The sequence below is a fragment of the Azospirillum baldaniorum genome, from assembly GCF_003119195.2.
In the GTDB taxonomy this organism is placed as follows: Bacteria; Pseudomonadota; Alphaproteobacteria; order Azospirillales; family Azospirillaceae; genus Azospirillum; species Azospirillum baldaniorum.
Genome location: NZ_CP022253.1, coordinates 525,985 through 543,349, shown reverse-complemented (window position 1 = coordinate 543,349; position 17,365 = coordinate 525,985). Strand labels below are relative to the sequence as shown.

The window sequence follows — 17,365 nt, the reverse complement described above, 5'->3', positions numbered from 1 at the left end:
CCGCTTCCGCGCGCGAGGGAAATGGTGGCACAACGAACAGTTAGGGAGCGATCACACAGGTGAGGGGCGATCACAAGGCCGTGGCGTCCTCCAGGCTGGCGGTTCCGGCGGCGGTGGCGGCCAGGGTGCGGAACAGCGCCTGCTGGCGTTGGTCGGCGACCAGATATTCGGGATGCCACTGCACCCCGATCAGGAAGGGGTGGTGGACCGCCTCGATGCCCTGGACGATCCCCACCGTCTCGCGCGCCACCACGCGCAGACCGTCGCCCAGCCGGTCCACCGCCTGATGGTGCAGTGCGTTCACCCGGCATTCGGCGATGCCCAGGATGCGGTAGAGATGGCTGCGCGGGTCGATGCGGATGCGCTTGCGCGGCAGGACGGTGCGCAGGCGCGGCGCCTCCTCGTAGACCTCGTGGATGTCGGTGAGCAGCGAGCCGCCGCGGTGCACGTTGATCATCTGCGAGCCCCGGCAGATGCCCAGAACGGGAAGCCGCCGCGCCGCCGCGCCATCCAGCGCGCACAATTCCAGCCGGTCGCGCTCCGGGTCGATGCGCATCTTCGGGAGGGCGGTTTCGCCATAGAGGGCGGCGTCGATGTCGTCGCCGCCGCCGACCACCAGACCGTCCAGCCGCTCGATGGGGAAGGGGTCGCGCGCCGTGATGCGCACCGCCCGCGCCCCGGCGCGGCGCAGCGCCAGACGGTTCGCCCACCAGGCGATGCGGCTGCCGTGAACCGACGCGGTGACTCCGATCAGGGGGCGTCCCCTTGCGATGAAGGCGGCCATGTCGCCCCCGTTCAGACGGCAAGCCGGCGGCCCGCCTCGGCGGCCCAGCCGTCCAGCGCCTTGCGCGCGGCGAAGGCGCGGAAGTCGGCCCCCAGCGCGTCGAGCCGGTCGCGGTCCGCCGCCAGATCCTCCACCGCGACCCAGCGGTTCCAGTCCTGGGCCAGGCTCCAGTCCGGGTCGCCCAGCCGGGCGTTCGGCAGGCGGTAGTGGAAGGTCGGGCGGGGCCGCACATGCGGATCGCTCAGCTTGGCCGCCATCGTCTCCGGGGCGAGATGGGCGAACAGCGGGAACAGGTCCAACTCGCGGTTGCGGGTCGGGTTGGCCTCCAGATAGTCGCCGATCAGCCCGTCGAGATCGGGACGGTAGGCGGGATCGACCACCTTCACCGCGTAGTCCGTCGGGAAGGCGGCGATGAATCCGGTCAGGCGCCGGGTCGGGTCCACGCGGATCTCGCGGCGCAGCCAGGGAGCCAGCAGCAGGAAGGCCTTCAGATGGTCCAGCACATAGGCGCCGTCGGTGCGCGCCACCTGCGGATTCAGGTGCAGGCCGAAGGCGAACAGCGGGCTGGCGTCCGTGCCGGCGGCCCCCTGGGCGCTCAATGCGGCGAACAGGGGTTCCAGCTCGGCCAGCCGGTCGATGGGGATGGGCGGGGCGGCGATCTCGAACGGCATGACGAGGCTGCCGATGTTGCCCCACCAGGGCCGCAGCGCCTCCACCACGCCATCCACCGCCTTGCCCACTGCTTTTCCCAGCGGACCGGCGTCGCCCTCCTCCGACTTGCCCGGATGCGCGGAGCGCATGTCCAGCTCCACCGCGAAATCACCCAGCCGCGTGCCGGTCACCCGGCAGCGGTGCGGACTCTCCGGTTCCAGAGCGCCCCCGTACAGGCTGCGCACCACCGCCGCCGCCGACGGGGCGTCAAGATTGGCAAATTCGACCTCCACGCCGACCGTGCGCGGGGCGCCGTCCGTCGTGGTGGAATGGGGGGGCGTGCGGAATGAGGTGTCCATGGCGCCCGTTCAACACGGCGCGCGGCACGGCGGTTCCCCAGCGCTCTCGTCACCCTTCCGGCCGCGGGCCGGGTCAGGCGGAACCCTCGTCCGTCGCCGCCCGCGGCAGATAGAGCGTCACGGTGGTGCCGGCCCCGGCCGTGCTGGTCACCGTGACCGTCCCGCCCGATTGCCGGGCGAAGCCGAAAACCTGGCTGAGCCCCAGCCCGGTCCCCTTGCCATCCGGCTTGGTGGTGAAGAAGGGTTCGAAGATGCGGCGCAGATGCTCCGGCGGGATGCCGGTTCCGGTGTCGCGGACGGCCAGCGCCACGAAGTCGCCGCTCAGCCCGGTGTCATCGCCCCGCCGCTCCGGCAGGGCGCGGTTTTCCGCCATGATGGTCAGCGCACCACCGTCCGGCATGGCGTCGCGGGCGTTCACCGCCAGATTGAGCAGCGCCACCTCCATGGCGTCCGGATCGGCGATGATCGGCCAGAGGTCGTCCGGAACGATCAGGGCGGTGTCCACCCCGCTGCCGGCGGAGCGCGCCAGCAGGGCCTCCAGCGCCGCCTTGCGGTCCTGGAGGCGGAAGGGCACCGGTTCGTAGACGCTGCGCCGGCCGAAGGCGGCCATCTGCCGCATCAGCGCCTGCCCGCGCGCCACGGCACCCTCGATCTCGGGAAGCACGCGGGTGATGCGCTCCGGATCGTTGGGACGGCTGCGGATGGCGGCGATGCCGCTCATCACCACGGTCAGCAGATTGGCGATGTCGTGGGCGACGCCGCCGGTCATGCGGCCCAGGGCCTCCAGCCTCAGGCTTTCCTCCCGCGCCGCCTCCTGGCGGCGGCGCAGCCGCAACTCGCGGGCGAGGAGCCACAGGAAGGCGCCGGCCATCAACAGGCTGGCCAAGGCCCCCGCCCCGGCCAGCCAGACCGCGTTGGAGACCGGCGCCCGATAGGCGTCCTGCGGGATGGCGAAGTGAACCGACCACCCGTAGTTGGGCAGGGTGCGGAAGGCGACCACCGTCGGCGCGCCCTCCAGGCTCATTCCGTCATAGACGCCGCTGCCGGCGGCGCGGCGGGCGCGGAGCGCGTTTTCGCTGGCGTGACGCCCGATCATGTCCGGTTCACCGCCGGCCCGTGCCACCACACGCCCTTCGGCGTCGATGACCGCGGCGATCCAGCCCGGCGGCAGGCGGTTGCCGAACAGCAGGCTCTGGAAGCCCTCCGGCATCACCACCGCCGACAGGACAGCGACCGGCGCGCCGTTGCGCGTCACCGGAACGCGGATGGGAAAGGCGTAGCCGCCGCGCGGGCCGCGCAGGATCGTGCCGACCGCCGGTTGGCCCGTCTCCACCACGCGCCGATGGCTGTCCATGTCCAGCACCCTGCCCCGGACACCGCCCACCAGGAAAGGGGCGTCGACCAGCCGGTTCCCCTCGACGTCGCTGAGGACGATCGTCGTCCACAGGGGAAGCGCGCCCTGCACCCGCTCGGCGTATTCGAAGAAGGTCACGGCGTCGAGTTCGCGGCCCGCAGCCAGGCTGTCCAGCAGGGGCGACGCCGCCACCGCCTTCAGCGCGTCCGTCTGCGCGGACAGCTCGCGGTCCACAAGGGCGGACAGGCGGTCCACAAGGGCAACGGCGTTGGCTTCCATCGCGCTCTGCTGCCCGCGCAGCCAAGCGCCGCCGAGAACCGCGGACAGGACAACCAGCGGCAGCAGAGCAGCCAGCACCAGAAGAACCAGTGGACGATGATGGGACTTCGACGGCAAGCGGGTCTTCCGGAGCGGCGGGGCGTGCACTGTAGCACGCCCCTGCTCCTCTGGAAGCGGGCGATCCGGTTCAACGGCGCCATGCTTCCCGCATTCACCATGGGTTGTGGAAGACGCGCCCACCCCCCCGGGGCCGCGCTTCACCAAAGAATTGCGGAGAAATATTTCCTGAACGCCGCGCGGGAGTCGCGGACAGCATGCGTCCAATCCAGCGTCCGCAACCCGTCCCGTCCAGACCGAACTCCGTCCGCAAGGCGGAGGACGGCACAGGACGAAGGAGAACGGCGTGTCCATCCCAAGCGTGACCTCATCGGCCACGTCCGGCATCGCCCAGCAGCGGGCCGCCGGACCGGGCAAGGACATCCGCGACGGCACGCATCAGTCGAAGGATCGGTGGCCGACCTGTTCAAGACGGCCCTGGAAAGCATGAGCGGCGCGCTTCAGTCGGGTGATCTGTCGGGCGCACAGAAGGCTTTTTCATCCCTGGCGCCACGCGGTTCGCAGGGCGTGGACACGCTGGCCTGATCCGCCACGGCGCACCGGGCGCCTTGTCCTGGAGGCACCCGGTGCCGACCTGCGTCGGCTCTCCCATCGAAAGGATTGGTGATTACCTCCTTCGATAACAGAATTCCAAAAATTTCAGGAGAAATGCGAAAGTAAATCTTCAGCATATCCATCCAAACTACCCCTTTATTGCCTGCGGAAATCCAGCAAGCTCCCGGCCTGAAAGAAAATAAATCCCGCCCATTAACTGCGATTTAACCATGCAAAGGCTATTCGGAACACAGGCGAAACGATAGCGGACTTTTGGTTCCGGCTGCTTTCCCGCCCGATGGGAGCCTGTGACACGATGACCTTGCTGGCCCGCCTTTTCCTCCTGGTGCTTCTGGCCGTTCTGCCGGCCCTGGGCATCCAGGCCTACAGCGTGTTCCAGTTCCGTGCGGAACGCGCCGAGGAAGTTGCGGCCCAGGCCCAACGGCTGCTGCATCTGGTCGAGGGAGAGCAGGCGCGGATCGTCGACGGCGCACGGCTGATGGTCACCTCCATCGCGGAATCGGCCGCTCTGCGGTCCGGCGATTATGCCCAGTGCCAAGCCCATCTGATCCGGTTGGCCCAACGCGCCCCCGAATACCGCAACCTGACCGTCCTGGACCGCGACGGTGCCGTTCTGTGCAGCGCCATCCCCAGCAACGCCCCCGCCGCCGTCGACCTTCCCTACGTCCGCCGCGCGTTGAAGGAAGGCCGCTTCGTCGTCGGCGAATGGACGACTCCCGGCCCGGCGGCGGAGCCCGGCACCGCCATGCTGCCCTTCGCCGTTCCCTTCCGCGACGAGGCGGGCACGGTCGCCGGTGTGGTGACGCTCGGCCTCGACCTGCCCTGGCTGGCCACCAACTTCGCGGCGCGTCCCCTGCCCGAGAACGCCAGCCTGCTGGTCACCGACCGCAACGGCACCATCCTGGTCAAGCTGCCCAACGGCATCGCCCAGCGCGGCGAGCGCGTGCCGCAGCCCTATCTGAACCTGCTGGGCGAACCGCGCGGCGGCGTCATCACCCTGCCGGGAATGGACGGGGTGGCGCGGGTGCTCGCCTATTCGCCGTCCCGCCAGGGCGCGCGCGACCTGTTCATCAGCGTCGGGCTCGACCACACCGCCGTGGCCGGCACCATCGACCGCGCCACCCGCCAGGGCCTGCTGATGACGCTGACCGGGCTGGTGGTCGCCATCCTGGCCGCCTGGATCGGCGGCACCCTGTTCATCCGCCGTCCGGTCGAGGCGCTGATCCGCGCCACCCAGGGGTGGAGCGCCGGCAATTCCAGCGCGCGGGCCGGTCTGGTGGACCGCAAGTCGGAGATCGGCCAGCTCGGCCGCGCCTTCGATGCCATGGCCGAGACGCTGGAGGCCCGCGAGCGCGCGCTGCGCGGTTCCGAGGAGCATCTGCGCGCCGTCCTGGACGCCCTGCCGACCTTCATCGGGGTGCTGAGCCCGACGGGCGACGTGCTTCAGGTCAACCAGACCGCCGTCCAGGCCTCCGGCCTGCCGGTCGAGCAGATCGTCGGCCACCCCTTCCACGAGGCCTGCGGGCACGCCTTCGCCGGAGCCGCGGGCGACCGCCTGCGCACGGCGGTTGAGCGCGCCGCCCACGGCGACTCCGCGCGCTTCGACGCGCCGGTGCGCATCGCCGGGGACCGCGCGGCGATCATGGAGATGCGGGTCACCCCGATGCGCGGAGCTGACGGACGGATCACCCACCTGATCGTCTCGGGCATCGACATCACCGAGCGCAAGTCCACCGAGGAGGCGCTGCGCGTCGCCAACGAGCGCTTCCGCACGGCGCTGCGCAACTCCGGCGTCGTGGTGTTCAACCAGGATTGCGCCCTGCGCTACACCTGGATGCACAACCCGGCGCTCGGCTACACGGCGGAACACGTCGTCGGCAAGACCGACTTCGAGGTGTTCGAGGACGCCGCCGACGCCGAGGTCGTGACCGCCATCAAGCGGCGCGCGCTGGACACCGGCGAGGGCGTGCGCGAGGAGGTCCGCATCCGCCACGCCGGGCAGGACCTTTTCTACGACATGACCATCGACCCGTTGCGCGGCCCGGACGGCGCGCTGGCCGGAATCACCTGCGCCGCCGTGGATGTGACCGGCCGCAAGCAGGCCGAGGCCGACCTGCGCCGCGCGCGGGAGGAGGCGGAGCACGCCGCCGCCGGCAAGTCCAAGTTCCTGGCCGTCGCCAGCCACGACCTGCGCCAGCCCGTGCAGTCGCTCTACCTCTTCGCCGCCGCGCTGGGCGACCGCCTGCAGGGCCACCCCAGCCTGCCGCTGCTCGACAACATGCGTCAGGCGCTGGACACGCTGAAGGGCCTGCTGGACGGGCTGCTCGACATGTCGCGGCTGGAATCCGGCAAGATCGCCGCCAACCCGGCGGAGGTCCGGCTGGGTCAGGTGCTGGGCCGGCTGGTCGCCGAATACGCGCCGCGCGCCGCCCAGAAGGGGTTGGAGCTGCGCGCCGTCCCGACGCGGGCCTGGGTGCGCACCGACCCGTCGCATCTGGAACGCATCCTGCGCAACCTGATCGAGAACGCGCTGCGCTACACCCGCCAGGGCCGCATCCTGATCGGCTGCCGCCGCAGCGGCCCCGACCGTCTGCGCGTCGAGGTGTGGGACAGCGGCGTCGGCATCCCCGCCGACCGGCTGGAGGACATCTTCGAGGAGTTCACCCAGATCCAGGGCAGCGGCGACCGCGGGCTGGGCCTCGGCCTCGCCATCGTCAAGCGCCTGTCGAAGCTGCTCGACCACCGCGTGCGCGTGCGCTCGAAGGAGGGCATCGGCTCCGTCTTCTCGGTGGAGATGCCGCGCGTCGTGGTGGAAAAGCCCCGCGCCGCCGCCGTCTCGCAGCCCGCCATGGACCTCTTCCGGCAGGCCGCCAACGACTGCGCGACCAAGGGGATGGTGCTGGTCATCGACGACGAGGCGATCATCCTGCTCGGCCTGAAGGCGATGCTGGAGGGCTGGGGCTACAGCGTGCTGACCGCGCGCTCGGGCGACCAGGCGCTGGAACGGCTGCGCGCCGACGGACGCCGCCCGCAGATCGTGCTGGCCGATTATCAGCTCCAGCAGGGGCGGACCGGACCGGAGGCTCTGGCCGCGGTGCAGGGGCTGGTCGGCAAGGATGTGCCGGGCATCATCCTGACCGGCGACACCGCCCCGGAACGGCTGGACGAGGCCCGCCGCAACGGCTTCAGCATCCTGCACAAGCCGGTCTTCCCCAACGACCTGCGCAAGATGATGGCGAACGCCGGGGCGGCGTAAACGGCAGGAAAGCGTCCGGCGGCGTCAGCGCCGCCGGACGATCCGGCGCCACAGCGGCACCGGGCGCTCCTCCGCGGCCTTCTCGGCCAGCCACTGGTCCGCCAGTTCCCGCACCTGCCAGCCACCCAGGTAACGGTCGCAGTCGATGGCGCTGTACAGCCGCACCTTGTCCCGGCCGAGTCGTTCGAAATAGTCCAGCGCCCGTTGGCGGTCCATCGCGTTCATCGGCGGGTTCGTCGGGTCCATGGAGCGCATCCTGTCCAGCCTCCCCTCTGTGGTGCCCAAAAGAACGGCATACACCCGTCGCGGTTTGTTCAGTTGGTATATGGATTGGGCACGCAAGCATCCCAATAAGCCTTTGGTTGCAAGAGCTTCCCTCCAGCCCTTCCAACGAAGGTCAGGCTTGCGCGGCCGCGGCCGCCGGTCCCTTCCCACCCGCCCCGCGGGCGTGCACAATGCGGCACACGGATGCGTGGGCGGCGGGCCGCCGCCGGGCGCGATCAAAAGACACCTTCAGAACCGGGAGCGGGGGATCATGAGGAAGACGTCGTGGATGGCCGGAGCCCTGGCGGCGGCCGTCGCCGGGTTGTGCGCGGTTTCGGCCTCGGCGCAGACCAAGGTGACCGTGGCGATGAGCGGCTGGACCGGCTTCGCGCCGATCACGCTGGCCAAGGAAACCGGCATCTTCAAGAAGAACGGCATCGAGGTCGAGATCAAGAAGATGCCGACCTCCAACCGCCACCAGGCGATGGCGGCGGGCGAGGTGCAGGCGATCACCACCACGGTGGACACGCACCTGCTCTACGCCTCCTCCGGCGTGGACGTGACGCAGGTTCTGGTGCTCGACAGCTCGCACGGCGGCGACGGCATCGTCGTGCGCGACGCGGTCAACAGCCTCGCCGACCTGAAGGGCAAGCAGGTGGCCGTGCAGTATGGCGGCGTGCCGCAGTTCTGGCTGGCCTATGTGCTGAAGAAGAACGGCCTGTCGATCGGCGAGGTGCAGACCGTCAACCTCCAGCCGTCCGACGCCGCCAACGCCTTCGTCGCCGGCCAGTTCGACGCTGCCGTGACCTATGAGCCGTACCTGTCCAAGGTGCGCGAGGCCAACGGCAAGATCATCGTCACGTCGGACCAGACGCCGGGTGTCATCATCGACACGCTGGCCTTCCAGCCCGACTACATCCAGAAGAACCCGAAGGTCGTGAAGGCCTTCGTCGACAGCTGGTTCGAAGCGCTGGACGAGATCAAGAAGGACGAGAAGAAGGCCTTCGAGATCATGGCCCGCGACGTCAACCAGACGCCGGAACAGTTCGCCACCTCCGCCAAGACCGTGCTCTGGTACGACAAGGCCGGCAACGTCGAGTATCTGACCAAGACCATGCCGACCTTCATCAAGGAGGTCCAGGACGTGATGCTGGAGGCCAAGCTGATCCGCAAGGCCCCGCCGAGCCTGGACAGCATGACCGACGCGTCCTTCGTGAAGTAAAGTCTTGCCCCCTCCCCAGCCCTCCCCCGCCTTCGGCAAGGGAGGGAGCTATCCCCTCCCCTGCGCAGCGGGGGAGGGTTAGGGTGGGGGCCCGTGTTTTCATAAGATTCCGACAACGGTCCACCAATCCCATGTCCCCCCTCTTCACTCCGCTGAAGCCGGTCGCTCCGGCGCTGCGCACGGTGCTGGGCATCGCCTGTTTCGTGCTGTTCTTCCTGGGCTGGGGCATCGCCACCTACGGCGGCTTCGTGAAGCCGCTGTTCCTGGCCTCGCCCGGCGACACGCTGACGGCGGGCATCGCGCTGTTCCGGGAGTTCGGCTTCGCCGAGGACATCGCCGTCACGGTCTGGCGCGTCTTTGCCGGCTTCGCCATGGCCGCCGCCCTGGCGGTGCCGCTGGGCATCCTGATGGGGGCCTTCAAGCCGGTGGAGGCCTTCTTCGAGGCCTTCGTGTCCTTCGCCCGCTACCTGCCGGCCTCGGCCTTCATCCCGCTGCTGATCCTGTGGGCGGGCGTGGGCGAGCTGCAGAAGATCCTCGTCATCTTCATCGGCTCGGTCTTCCAGCTCATCATCATGGTGACGGTCATCGTGTCGGGCATCCGCAGCGATCTGGTGGAGGCCGCCTACACCCTGGGCGCCAAGCGCGACGGCGTGGTGCTGCGCGTCCTGCTGCCCGCCGCCTCGCCGCAGATCTTCGAGGCGCTGCGCCTCGTGCTCGGCTGGGCCTGGACCTACGTGATCGTGGCGGAGCTGGTGGGCGCGTCGCGCGGCATCGGCCACATGATCATCGACGCCCAGCGCTTCCTCGACACCGGGCAGATGATCTTCGGCATCTTCATCATCGGCGTGATCGGCCTGATCACCGACCTGCTGTTCCGGGCGCTCAACGCCCGTCTCTTCCCGTGGGCCAAAGGACGATAAGCGCCGGCCATGAGCAAGCTGTCCATCCGCAACGTCGAGAAGACCTTCCCCGGCCGCAACAGCACGGCGCCGACCCGCGCACTGGTGCCGACGAGCCTGGAGGTCGCCGACAACGACTTCATCACCATCCTGGGGCCGTCGGGCTGCGGCAAGTCCACGCTGCTGCGCATCGTCGCCGGTCTGGAAACCCCCACCGCCGGCGAGGTGCTGCTGGAGGGCAAGGCGGTGTCGGGCCCCGGTCCCGACCGCGGCATGGTCTTCCAGTCCTACACCCTATTCCCCTGGCTGACCGTGCGCGACAACGTCTGCTTCGGCCTGCGCGAGCGCGGCCTGCCGCGGGCGGAGCAGCTGGCGATCGCCGACCGCTTCCTAGCCCAGGTCGGTCTGAAGGGCTTCGAGAACCACCACCCCGCCCAGCTGTCCGGCGGCATGCAGCAGCGCACGGCGCTGGCCCGCGCGCTGGCCAACGACCCGAAGATGCTGCTGCTCGACGAGCCCTTCGGCGCGCTGGACCACCAGACGCGCGAGCTGATGCAGGAGCTGCTGCTGGGCATCTGGGAGGCCGACCGCAAGACGGTGATGTTCGTCACCCACGACATCGACGAAGCCATCTTCATGGCCAGCCGCGTCGTGGTGATGTCGGCCCGCCCCGGCCGCATCAAGTGCGACATCCCCATCGACCTGCCGCACCCCCGGTCCTACAAGGTCAAGACCACCCCGGAGTTCGCCGCCTACAAGGAGCGGCTGACCGAGGAGATCCGTGTCGAGACCATCAAGGCCGTGACGATGGAACGCTGACCGGCGTTCCCAACCGGCCCCGAGAATGTGAGGGAGCGGCGCCGGCGGGCGCCGCTCCTTTCTTTTTCCACCACCGGATCAGAGCTGGTGACCGGTGTTCACGACCAGATCGGACAGGATGACGCCGGCGCGCTCGGCGTCCGACGCGAGCGTGCGCGGGCAGCTCCAGTGCAGCCGTCCGTCGATTTCAAGCATCCGGCCATGGCGCTTCACCACCCACACGCCGGTGGTCGCCAAGCGGATGACACGGGCCAGCGGTTCCCCGCTGAAGCCCGGACGAAGCGGAGACATGGGTTGGGCAGCCGCCGGGACGGCCGCCGGAACCGCCGGATGGATCGCCGCATCCGAGCGCTCGAAGGCCGGCGTGCAGGGATGGGCGCTGACCGGCTGCAACGGGTGCCGTTCACGGCGGTCACTCGGGCAACTCGCCGGGAGAGTGGCAAGCGCCTGCGGTCTGGAAAGATGCAGCATGGTGGGCATCCTGGGACGTTTCCGGTGAGCCTGCGTCCTCGATGTCGCGCAGGTCGTTAGGACACTGAACGTTCCACGCGCCCTGAATGAAGTAAAGAGGAAACGCCCCCGAATCCGTGCAACCTTTCGACGCGGGAAAATGGTAAAAAAGCAATAACCAGATTATTTCTATAGTTATCGGCCGTTAGCCAAGCATTGCCCTCCTGGCATTGCAGGGCGTTCCCGAATCCCTATTTCGAGGGAGGGCGGGAAACCGCCCCCACTCTCTTAGGGATGAAACGGAAGGTTTTCTGCCCCGGAATAGTCACACGCAGATGCGTGTTCATTCCGTAAGCATGCGACACAAGCGCAGGCTTGGCCGCTGGCTTCCGAAGCCGGCGACACCCAAGAATGCAGGGAAGAGAACGGGTAGGATCATGGTGAAGAAACTGGCAGTGATCGTGGTTGGCGGCCTTGTTCTGACGGGCTGCTCGAACCTCAGCCACCGCGAACAGCGCACGCTGTCGGGTGGCGCCATCGGCGCCGCGGGCGGAGCCGCGGTCGGTGCCCTGACGGGGGGCAGCGCCGTTATGGGCGGTGTGATCGGCGGCGCGGCCGGCGCCGCGGTGGGTGCTCTGACCTCCAACAACGGCAAGCACCGGTAAACACCGGTTTCACAACGGGGATCAGGCCGCCGGACCAGTGTCCGCGGCCACCCCGCACATCTGTGCGCCCTGAATGTCAGGGCTCCAGCAGACGTCTGATTTTCAAGGAGATGTTGGAGCGGGTGAAGGGAATCGAACCCTCGTCGTAAGCTTGGGAAGCTTCTGCTCTACCATTGAGCTACACCCGCGCGCCGCATGTTTATAGGCGACGCTTTCGCCGCTTTCAAGCGGTTCGAGCATGCCACAGGCGGGATTCGGCAAGTTCCCGCGGGGAGGCGGCGAAAACCGACACCAGCGGCGAGATCAGTCGCGGAAACAAGGCGGTGCCGCCAGCCTCCTGCCGAACGTCCTCGTTCGCGGGCACGCCGTATCCCTCGTCCACCGCCGGGACGGTGACCATGCCGGCGGCGCCGGCCAAGGCGCCGGGCGCCAGTTCCAGGCCGAGGAAGCGGTCGAGATCCACCGGTCCCGGCAGGGCCATGTCCAGCGTCAGGTCCCGCGTGAAGCCGAACCGCGCGTAGTAGGGCGCATCGCCCACCAGGATCACCGCCCGGTGTCCCAACGCCGCCGCCTTGTTCAGGCTCATCCGGATCAGCTTGCTGCCGAGCCCGCCGCCCTGCAGCCGGTCCGACACCGCGATCGGGCCGAGCAGGAGCGCCGGCACCGTGCCGCCGATGGTCACCGGCCAGTAGCGGATCGTGCCCTCCAGAATCTCGTTGCCCAACTCGTCATGCTCGATGGCGACGAAGCCGAGCTCCGGGATCGGGGCCACGCCCTCCCGCAGCTTGTAGGCGGTCTTCTTGAAACGATCCGGGCCGAAGGACCGGTCGAGCAGGGCTTCGATCGCCGCGTCGTGCCGCGGCTCTTCCAGGGAGATCATCATGTCAAAGGGCTTCCCGGCAGAAAGACTGTAGTCGGAGGCGGATCGCGCCGCCGCGCCGGGGGAGCGCCGGATCAGTGCCGGCGGAGACCCGAAGCGTCCGCACGCGACCCAAGGACGGCCGCAACCGCGCGCAGCGCGGCGTGGCGTCGTCGTCGGATGCTGATGCTGTGCGGACGAGACATGGGCAAGGCTCTTCGGCCGTTGCAGGGACCTCGCATATAACACCAGCGGACAGGGGGTTCAAGCGATCGTGAAAGGGCCGGAACCGGCCCGTTGCGCATGGCTTCCCGGTGTGTCCTGCATGCATCGCCGCGCCCCCACCCCGCCGTTTCGGAGCATCCGGAGGGGGTGTCCCCCGCTCCACCACTGGACAGGCGCTTTCCCCCACCCCTATTCTCAGAACCGGGAGTGCCGCCATGTACACGAAAGTCACCCGCGCGATCCGCGTCACCGTCCAGCCGGTCTTTCTCGACGAGCAGTCCATGCCCGCCGAAAGCCGCTATGTCTGGGCCTATCACGTCCGGATCGAGAACGAAGGCCAGGAAACCGTCCGGCTGCGCACACGCTATTGGCACATCACCGACGCGCTGGGGCGCGTGCAGGAGGTCCGCGGGCCGGGCGTGGTGGGCGAACAGCCGGTGCTGGAACCCGGCGGCAGCTTCGAATACACCAGCGGAACGCCGCTACCCACGCCCTCCGGCATCATGGTCGGCTCCTACCGCTTCGAAACGGGCGGCGGCGAGGCCTTCGACGTGGCGGTCCCCGCCTTCTCGCTGGACAGCCCGCATCAGCCCCGCCAACTGAACTGACGACGAGCGCGTGACGGGCGCATGACAGGCGCTCGACGGCCGCCGCTGAAAAACCACCGGGCGCGTGCAACCAATCGCCGCAGCACGCGCTGAAAGGCCGCGCCCGGCGCCTTGACTGTGGGGCCATCGAACCCACTTGCGCCATACTCCGCCCTGCGGCCTGCCGGCTTTCTCGAAAATCCCGGTGATCCGGGCGAGCAGTGGGCCGTATTCATACCTGACTTGCCGGCTCCGGCATTGTGTGCCGCGGCGACGGCCCGCATGTGATCAGAACCTGTTTGACCAGGAATCGAAAGGCTTCGCCCCGTGACGGCTTCCAAGACTCCGCACGCCGACAATGTCCTCCGCGGCCCCGGCCACCCCGCCGGCACCGGCCATGGCGAGATCGCGCGCCCCACCCGTGCCGAGGCCGAGGACGCCGTCCGCACACTGATCCGCTGGGCTGGCGACGATCCGGCGCGTGAGGGTCTGGTCGGCACACCGGACCGGGTGGTCCGCTCCTACGAGGAGTTCTTCGCCGGTTACGCCATCGACCCGGAGGAAATCCTCGCACGCACCTTCGAGGAGACCGACGGCTACGACGAGATGGTCGTGCTGCGCGACATCCGTCTGGAGTCCTACTGCGAGCACCATATGGTGCCGATCATCGGCAAGGCGCACGTTGCCTACCTGCCCCGCCAGCGCGTCGTCGGCATCTCCAAGCTGGCGCGGCTTGTCGAGGCCTACGCCAAGCGCCTGCAAATCCAGGAGAAGATGACGGCGCAGATCGCCAACGCCATCGATCAGGTGCTCCAGCCCGAAGGCGTCGCCGTGGTGATCGAGGCGCAGCACCAGTGCATGACCACCCGCGGCGTGCACAAGACCGGCGTCACCATGGTGACCAGCCGGATGCTCGGCGCCTTCCGCAGCGATCCGTCCACCCGGCGCGAGTTCCTGTCGATGATCGGCAATCCCGGTTCACGCGCGGAGTGAGCCGATCCCGCGTCAATCGGCGCGGATGCCGTGCTGGCGCAGCAGGCTGTAGAGCGTCGGACGGCTGACCCCGAGCAGGCGCGCCGTCGCCGACAGGTTGCCACCGGAGCGGGCCAGCGAATCGAGCAGGGCGCGCCGTTCCGTCTCGTCGCGCAGGACGCGCAGGGTCGGCGGGGCGTCGCCGGTGGCCAGCCGGCGCCCTTCCAGCTCCAGGTCGGCGCGCTGGAAGGCGCGCTGCACCACCCCGGCCAGCTCCTGCGCGTCGATCGGCTTGCCGCACACCTCATGGGCGCCGCGGGCCACCGCGCGCACCGCCAGCACCCTCTGGTCGTGCGGGGCGAGCGCGATGACCTTGATCGACGGCGCCTCGCCCAGGATCAGCGACAGGGCGTCCAGGCCGTCGCCGCCGCCGTTCGGCGATTCCGCCAGTTGGACCAGATCGACCGACAGGGCCACCACCGGGGGCCGGTGCGCCCGCACCGCCTCCAGCGCGTCCGCCACGCCGCCCGCGGCGACGATCCGGCACACCGGCAGGGCGTCCTGGACCCGGCCTTCCAGGGTGGGATCGTCATCGACGACAAGCAGCGTGCGTGGGACCATGATTCTCCAACTCTCCGACCGGGGAACGGGCCGGCGGTCAGAATCGCGGCAGGCGGCCCGTCTGTCCAAGGCGCGTTGGCATGAACACCGGCGCAATTTGGGCAAAATTGCGTCGTCGAAAGGGGTGCACCGCGGCGTTGCGCCCTCCCCTCCGTCCCCCTCTCCCCCTCGCTGGGGCGGTCTGCTAAGCTCCCGGCATGAAAGGGCGAATCCGCGCCTGGGGAGCAAGGTCGAGATGGCGGCGAAGGTCACACCGGCGGTGAACGCGGCGAAGGCGGCGGGGATGCCCCACCGCCTGATGGAGTATGAGTACGACCCCTCGGCGGACGCCATCGGCCTGCACGCCGCGGCGGCGATGGGGCTGGACCCGGCGGTGGTCTACAAGACGCTGATCGTCCAGCTGGAGCCGAAGGCGCTGGCCTGCGTCGTCATCCCCGTCGCGGCGAAGCTGGACCTGAAGGCGCTGGCCGCCGCCGCCGGGGCCAAGAAGGCCGATCTCGCCGACCCCACCCTGGCGGAGCGCACCACCGGCTACATGGTCGGTGGCATCAGCCCGCTGGGCCAGCGCAAGGCCCTGCCCACCTTCATCGATTCCAGCGCCGAGACCCTGCCGGAAATGGTCGTCAACGGCGGGCGGCGCGGCCTGCAGATCGCCCTGGCCCCGGCGGATCTGGCCCGCGCCACCAAGGCCGTGGTGCGGCGGATCGTGGTGCAGTAGGCGAAACGGGCGGAAGCCGTCAGCGCCGCGCGCCCGCCCACAGGGTGCCCAGCCCGGCGGCGGCGATCAGCCCCCCGCCCAGCAGCACCGCGGGCGACGGGCTTTCGCCCCACCATAGGAAGCCGATGGCCGCTGAGGCCGCGATCCCCAGATAATCGATGGGCGCCAGCACCGCCGCCGGCGCTCGGCGGAAGGCGGCGGCGTTCAGCAGAATGGCCGCCCCCGCGGCGAAACCCAGCAGCAGGAAGACCGGCAGATCCGCCGGCTCGGGCATTTGGAAGTCGGTCAGCAGGGCCGCCGGGGCGGTCAGCAGGCACCCAGCCAGCACGAAGACCAGCCCGGTGGCCGCCGGCCCGTCGGCTTGGGCCGTCCGCCGGGTCGCCAGGATGCAGACCGCGTTGAGGAAGGCCATGGCGAGCATGGCGAGGCTCCACGGCTCCAGCCGCGTCGGCGGAGCGATCAGAAAGACCCCGGCCATCCCCAGCGCGACGCAGACGGCGGAGGCCGCCCCCGCCCGTTCCCCGATGGCCGGGCCTGACAGAAGCACCACGAACAGGGGCGCCGCGTAGGACAGGGCGACCAGATCGGCAAAAGGCAGATGCTGGGCCGCCGCGTAGAAGATCAGCGCCGCCCCGACGCCGCTCAGCGCCCGCACCGCGTGGCCGCCGGGCCGGGTGACGGACAGGGCGCGCCGCCCGGCCATCGCAAAAGCCGCCGCGGCGACCACCGGCAGCGACAGCAGGAAGCGCAGGAAGAGAACCTCCGCCGCTCCGTAGCGGGCGCCCAGTTCGCGGGCCAGCGCCCCGGCGGTCAGCACCAGGGCGAGCGACGCCGCCATCAACAGCGCCGCCCCCGCGATGCCGGACCGCCTTTCCGCGCCCTCGGAAACGGTCAGGCGCTTCGCGCCCGTCGGGACGGGCAGAACGGTCCGCTCAGCGGGCGGAACGCTCAAGCGTCGCGCACTCCCTCAGGAACTCCTCGCGCAGATCGCGCGATTCCAGCATCTCGCCATGGAAGGAGCTGTTGACCATGCGGCTGTCATGGCCGGCACGCACGCCGCGGTGGGTCTTGCACATGTGAACGGCGCTGATGCGCACGGCCAGCCCGCGCGGCCGGGTGGCCTCGACGATGAAATTGCCGATCTGCTTGACCAGCTCCTCCTGGATCTGGAAGCGGGCGGCGAAATGGTCGACGATCCGGTCGTACTTGGACAGGCCCAGGATGTTGCCGCCCTTGGCCGGCAGGATGCCGATGAAGGCCGTGCCGTAGATCGGCATCAGATGGTGCGCGCAGGTCGATCGCACGGCGATCGGGCCGGTAACGATCAGATGGTCGAATTCCTCGGCGTTCCGGAACTCGGTCAGCTCGGGCGCCGCCGTGAAGCGGCCCTTGAGAAGCTCGCGCACCAGCATCTTGGCGACGCGACGCGGCGTGTCGCGGGTGTTGTGGTCGTTGCGATGGTCGATCCGCAGCACGTCGAGCAGTTCCTCGACCTTCCGCGCCGCGGCGTCGATCATGGCCGCCTCGCCCGCGGCGTCCAGCGGCGTGTCGAGCGCCTCGTTCGAGCGGCGCGCCTCCATCGCCTCCTGCACGAGGGCGAGAACATTTGCCTGCACCGTCATAAAACCCGATCCCTTCTTTGCTTTGCTTATTTTCGGCAAGGCCGACGCCGCTCGATCTCAAACTTGGCCTGCCCAAACCTGCCTTGC

Annotated in this window: 18 protein-coding genes and 1 tRNA gene; 9 read left to right on the top strand and 10 right to left on the bottom strand. The window is 69.3% G+C overall.

The annotated features are described in order from the left end of the window. Nucleotides 1–70: 70 nt before the first annotated feature. From Sp245p_RS02530 to Sp245p_RS02520, 3 genes are all read right to left on the bottom strand, one after another. Complete coding sequence (locus tag Sp245p_RS02530; protein WP_014238622.1) at nt 71–784, bottom strand: gamma-glutamyl-gamma-aminobutyrate hydrolase family protein; 714 nt, start codon at nt 782–784, stop codon at nt 71–73. Between the two features lie 11 nt (nt 785–795). Continuing rightward, nucleotides 796–1,794, bottom strand: a complete 999-nt coding sequence (locus tag Sp245p_RS02525; RefSeq protein ID WP_014238623.1) for an amidoligase family protein — start codon at nt 1,792–1,794, stop codon at nt 796–798. Nucleotides 1,795–1,867: 73 nt separating this feature from the next. Continuing rightward, nucleotides 1,868–3,544, bottom strand: a complete 1,677-nt coding sequence (locus Sp245p_RS02520) for a sensor histidine kinase (protein WP_052584203.1) — start codon at nt 3,542–3,544, stop codon at nt 1,868–1,870. 393 nt (nt 3,545–3,937) lie between these two features. On the opposite strand from Sp245p_RS02520, the gene Sp245p_RS36205 reads away from it, so the two are divergent. Continuing rightward, nucleotides 3,938–4,069: a hypothetical protein gene (locus Sp245p_RS36205; RefSeq protein WP_275042716.1), complete on the top strand. Its 132-nt coding sequence runs from the start codon at nt 3,938–3,940 to the stop codon at nt 4,067–4,069. Between the two features lie 325 nt (nt 4,070–4,394). Next, complete coding sequence (locus tag Sp245p_RS02515; protein WP_014238626.1) at nt 4,395–7,355, top strand: PAS domain-containing protein; 2,961 nt, start codon at nt 4,395–4,397, stop codon at nt 7,353–7,355. 24 nt (nt 7,356–7,379) lie between these two features. Here the strand turns inward: Sp245p_RS02515 and Sp245p_RS02510 are convergent, their stop codons facing one another. Then, nucleotides 7,380–7,601: a hypothetical protein gene (locus tag Sp245p_RS02510; protein ID WP_129557142.1), complete on the bottom strand. Its 222-nt coding sequence runs from the start codon at nt 7,599–7,601 to the stop codon at nt 7,380–7,382. A gap of 289 nt (nt 7,602–7,890) precedes the next feature. Between Sp245p_RS02510 and Sp245p_RS02505 the strand changes: the two genes are divergently transcribed. The 3 genes from Sp245p_RS02505 (at nt 7,891) to Sp245p_RS02495 (ending at nt 10,559) form a co-directional block, all read left to right on the top strand. After that, a complete protein-coding gene (locus tag Sp245p_RS02505) occupies nt 7,891–8,841 on the top strand; it encodes an ABC transporter substrate-binding protein (RefSeq protein ID WP_041810826.1) in 951 nt (316 codons plus the stop codon). Nucleotides 8,842–8,972: 131 nt separating this feature from the next. After that, nucleotides 8,973–9,761, top strand: a complete 789-nt coding sequence (locus Sp245p_RS02500; RefSeq protein WP_014238629.1) for an ABC transporter permease — start codon at nt 8,973–8,975, stop codon at nt 9,759–9,761. Between the two features lie 9 nt (nt 9,762–9,770). Further along, on the top strand, nt 9,771–10,559 hold the full coding sequence (locus Sp245p_RS02495) for an ABC transporter ATP-binding protein (RefSeq protein WP_014238630.1): 789 nt from the start codon (nt 9,771–9,773) through the stop codon (nt 10,557–10,559). 78 nt (nt 10,560–10,637) lie between these two features. Here the strand turns inward: Sp245p_RS02495 and Sp245p_RS02490 are convergent, their stop codons facing one another. After that, nucleotides 10,638–11,030: a hypothetical protein gene (locus Sp245p_RS02490; RefSeq protein ID WP_014238631.1), complete on the bottom strand. Its 393-nt coding sequence runs from the start codon at nt 11,028–11,030 to the stop codon at nt 10,638–10,640. A gap of 416 nt (nt 11,031–11,446) precedes the next feature. Here Sp245p_RS02490 and Sp245p_RS02485 point away from each other — a divergent pair, with 416 nt between their 5' ends. Next, nucleotides 11,447–11,674, top strand: a complete 228-nt coding sequence (locus Sp245p_RS02485) for a YMGG-like glycine zipper-containing protein (protein ID WP_014238634.1) — start codon at nt 11,447–11,449, stop codon at nt 11,672–11,674. Nucleotides 11,675–11,788: 114 nt separating this feature from the next. Here the strand turns inward: Sp245p_RS02485 and Sp245p_RS02480 are convergent. After that, nucleotides 11,789–11,862: transfer RNA gene (locus Sp245p_RS02480), tRNA-Gly, on the bottom strand. Between the two features lie 35 nt (nt 11,863–11,897). Next, the gene (locus Sp245p_RS02475) at nt 11,898–12,557 is read right to left on the bottom strand and encodes a GNAT family N-acetyltransferase (RefSeq protein WP_014238635.1); all 660 of its coding nucleotides are present in this window, start codon (nt 12,555–12,557) and stop codon (nt 11,898–11,900) included. Nucleotides 12,558–12,973: 416 nt separating this feature from the next. Here Sp245p_RS02475 and apaG point away from each other — a divergent pair, with 416 nt between their 5' ends. Further along, entirely contained in the window at nt 12,974–13,366 is a 393-nt protein-coding gene (apaG, locus tag Sp245p_RS02470) for a Co2+/Mg2+ efflux protein ApaG (RefSeq protein ID WP_014238636.1), read from the top strand. A 306-nt stretch (nt 13,367–13,672) separates the two neighbouring features. Further along, complete coding sequence (gene folE / locus Sp245p_RS02465) at nt 13,673–14,338, top strand: GTP cyclohydrolase I FolE (RefSeq protein ID WP_014238637.1); 666 nt, start codon at nt 13,673–13,675, stop codon at nt 14,336–14,338. 12 nt (nt 14,339–14,350) lie between these two features. On the opposite strand, the gene Sp245p_RS35570 is transcribed toward folE (Sp245p_RS02465), so the two are convergent. Further along, nucleotides 14,351–14,938, bottom strand: coding sequence for a response regulator (locus Sp245p_RS35570; RefSeq protein ID WP_014238638.1), 588 nt, complete (start codon nt 14,936–14,938; stop codon nt 14,351–14,353). A gap of 235 nt (nt 14,939–15,173) precedes the next feature. Between Sp245p_RS35570 and ybaK the strand changes: the two genes are divergently transcribed. Continuing rightward, a complete protein-coding gene (gene ybaK / locus Sp245p_RS02455) occupies nt 15,174–15,656 on the top strand; it encodes a Cys-tRNA(Pro) deacylase (RefSeq protein WP_014238640.1) in 483 nt (160 codons plus the stop codon). 19 nt (nt 15,657–15,675) lie between these two features. Here the strand turns inward: ybaK and Sp245p_RS02450 are convergent, their stop codons facing one another. Next, nucleotides 15,676–16,608, bottom strand: a complete 933-nt coding sequence (locus Sp245p_RS02450; protein ID WP_014238641.1) for a DMT family transporter — start codon at nt 16,606–16,608, stop codon at nt 15,676–15,678. Beyond that, the gene (gene folE / locus Sp245p_RS02445; protein WP_014238642.1) at nt 16,589–17,278 is read right to left on the bottom strand and encodes a GTP cyclohydrolase I; all 690 of its coding nucleotides are present in this window, start codon (nt 17,276–17,278) and stop codon (nt 16,589–16,591) included. Before folE (Sp245p_RS02445) ends, Sp245p_RS02450 begins: the two co-directional genes overlap by 20 nt. Between the last annotated feature and the right edge of the window lie 87 nt (nt 17,279–17,365).

Coding starts and splice junctions, on each gene's coding strand:
- Sp245p_RS02485 (WP_014238634.1), top strand. CDS start 11,447: ATGGTGAAGAAACTGGCAGTGATCGTGGTTGGCGGCCTTGTTCTGACG.
- Sp245p_RS02490 (WP_014238631.1), bottom strand. CDS start 11,030: ATGCTGCATCTTTCCAGACCGCAGGCGCTTGCCACTCTCCCGGCGAGT.
- Sp245p_RS02495 (WP_014238630.1), top strand. CDS start 9,771: ATGAGCAAGCTGTCCATCCGCAACGTCGAGAAGACCTTCCCCGGCCGC.
- Sp245p_RS02515 (WP_014238626.1), top strand. CDS start 4,395: ATGACCTTGCTGGCCCGCCTTTTCCTCCTGGTGCTTCTGGCCGTTCTG.
- apaG (WP_014238636.1), top strand. CDS start 12,974: ATGTACACGAAAGTCACCCGCGCGATCCGCGTCACCGTCCAGCCGGTC.
- Sp245p_RS35570 (WP_014238638.1), bottom strand. CDS start 14,938: ATGGTCCCACGCACGCTGCTTGTCGTCGATGACGATCCCACCCTGGAA.
- ybaK (WP_014238640.1), top strand. CDS start 15,174: ATGGCGGCGAAGGTCACACCGGCGGTGAACGCGGCGAAGGCGGCGGGG.
- folE (WP_014238642.1), bottom strand. CDS start 17,278: ATGACGGTGCAGGCAAATGTTCTCGCCCTCGTGCAGGAGGCGATGGAG.
- Sp245p_RS02500 (WP_014238629.1), top strand. CDS start 8,973: ATGTCCCCCCTCTTCACTCCGCTGAAGCCGGTCGCTCCGGCGCTGCGC.
- Sp245p_RS02505 (WP_041810826.1), top strand. CDS start 7,891: ATGAGGAAGACGTCGTGGATGGCCGGAGCCCTGGCGGCGGCCGTCGCC.
- Sp245p_RS02525 (WP_014238623.1), bottom strand. CDS start 1,794: ATGGACACCTCATTCCGCACGCCCCCCCATTCCACCACGACGGACGGC.
- Sp245p_RS02475 (WP_014238635.1), bottom strand. CDS start 12,557: ATGATGATCTCCCTGGAAGAGCCGCGGCACGACGCGGCGATCGAAGCC.
- Sp245p_RS02510 (WP_129557142.1), bottom strand. CDS start 7,601: ATGGACCCGACGAACCCGCCGATGAACGCGATGGACCGCCAACGGGCG.
- Sp245p_RS02530 (WP_014238622.1), bottom strand. CDS start 784: ATGGCCGCCTTCATCGCAAGGGGACGCCCCCTGATCGGAGTCACCGCG.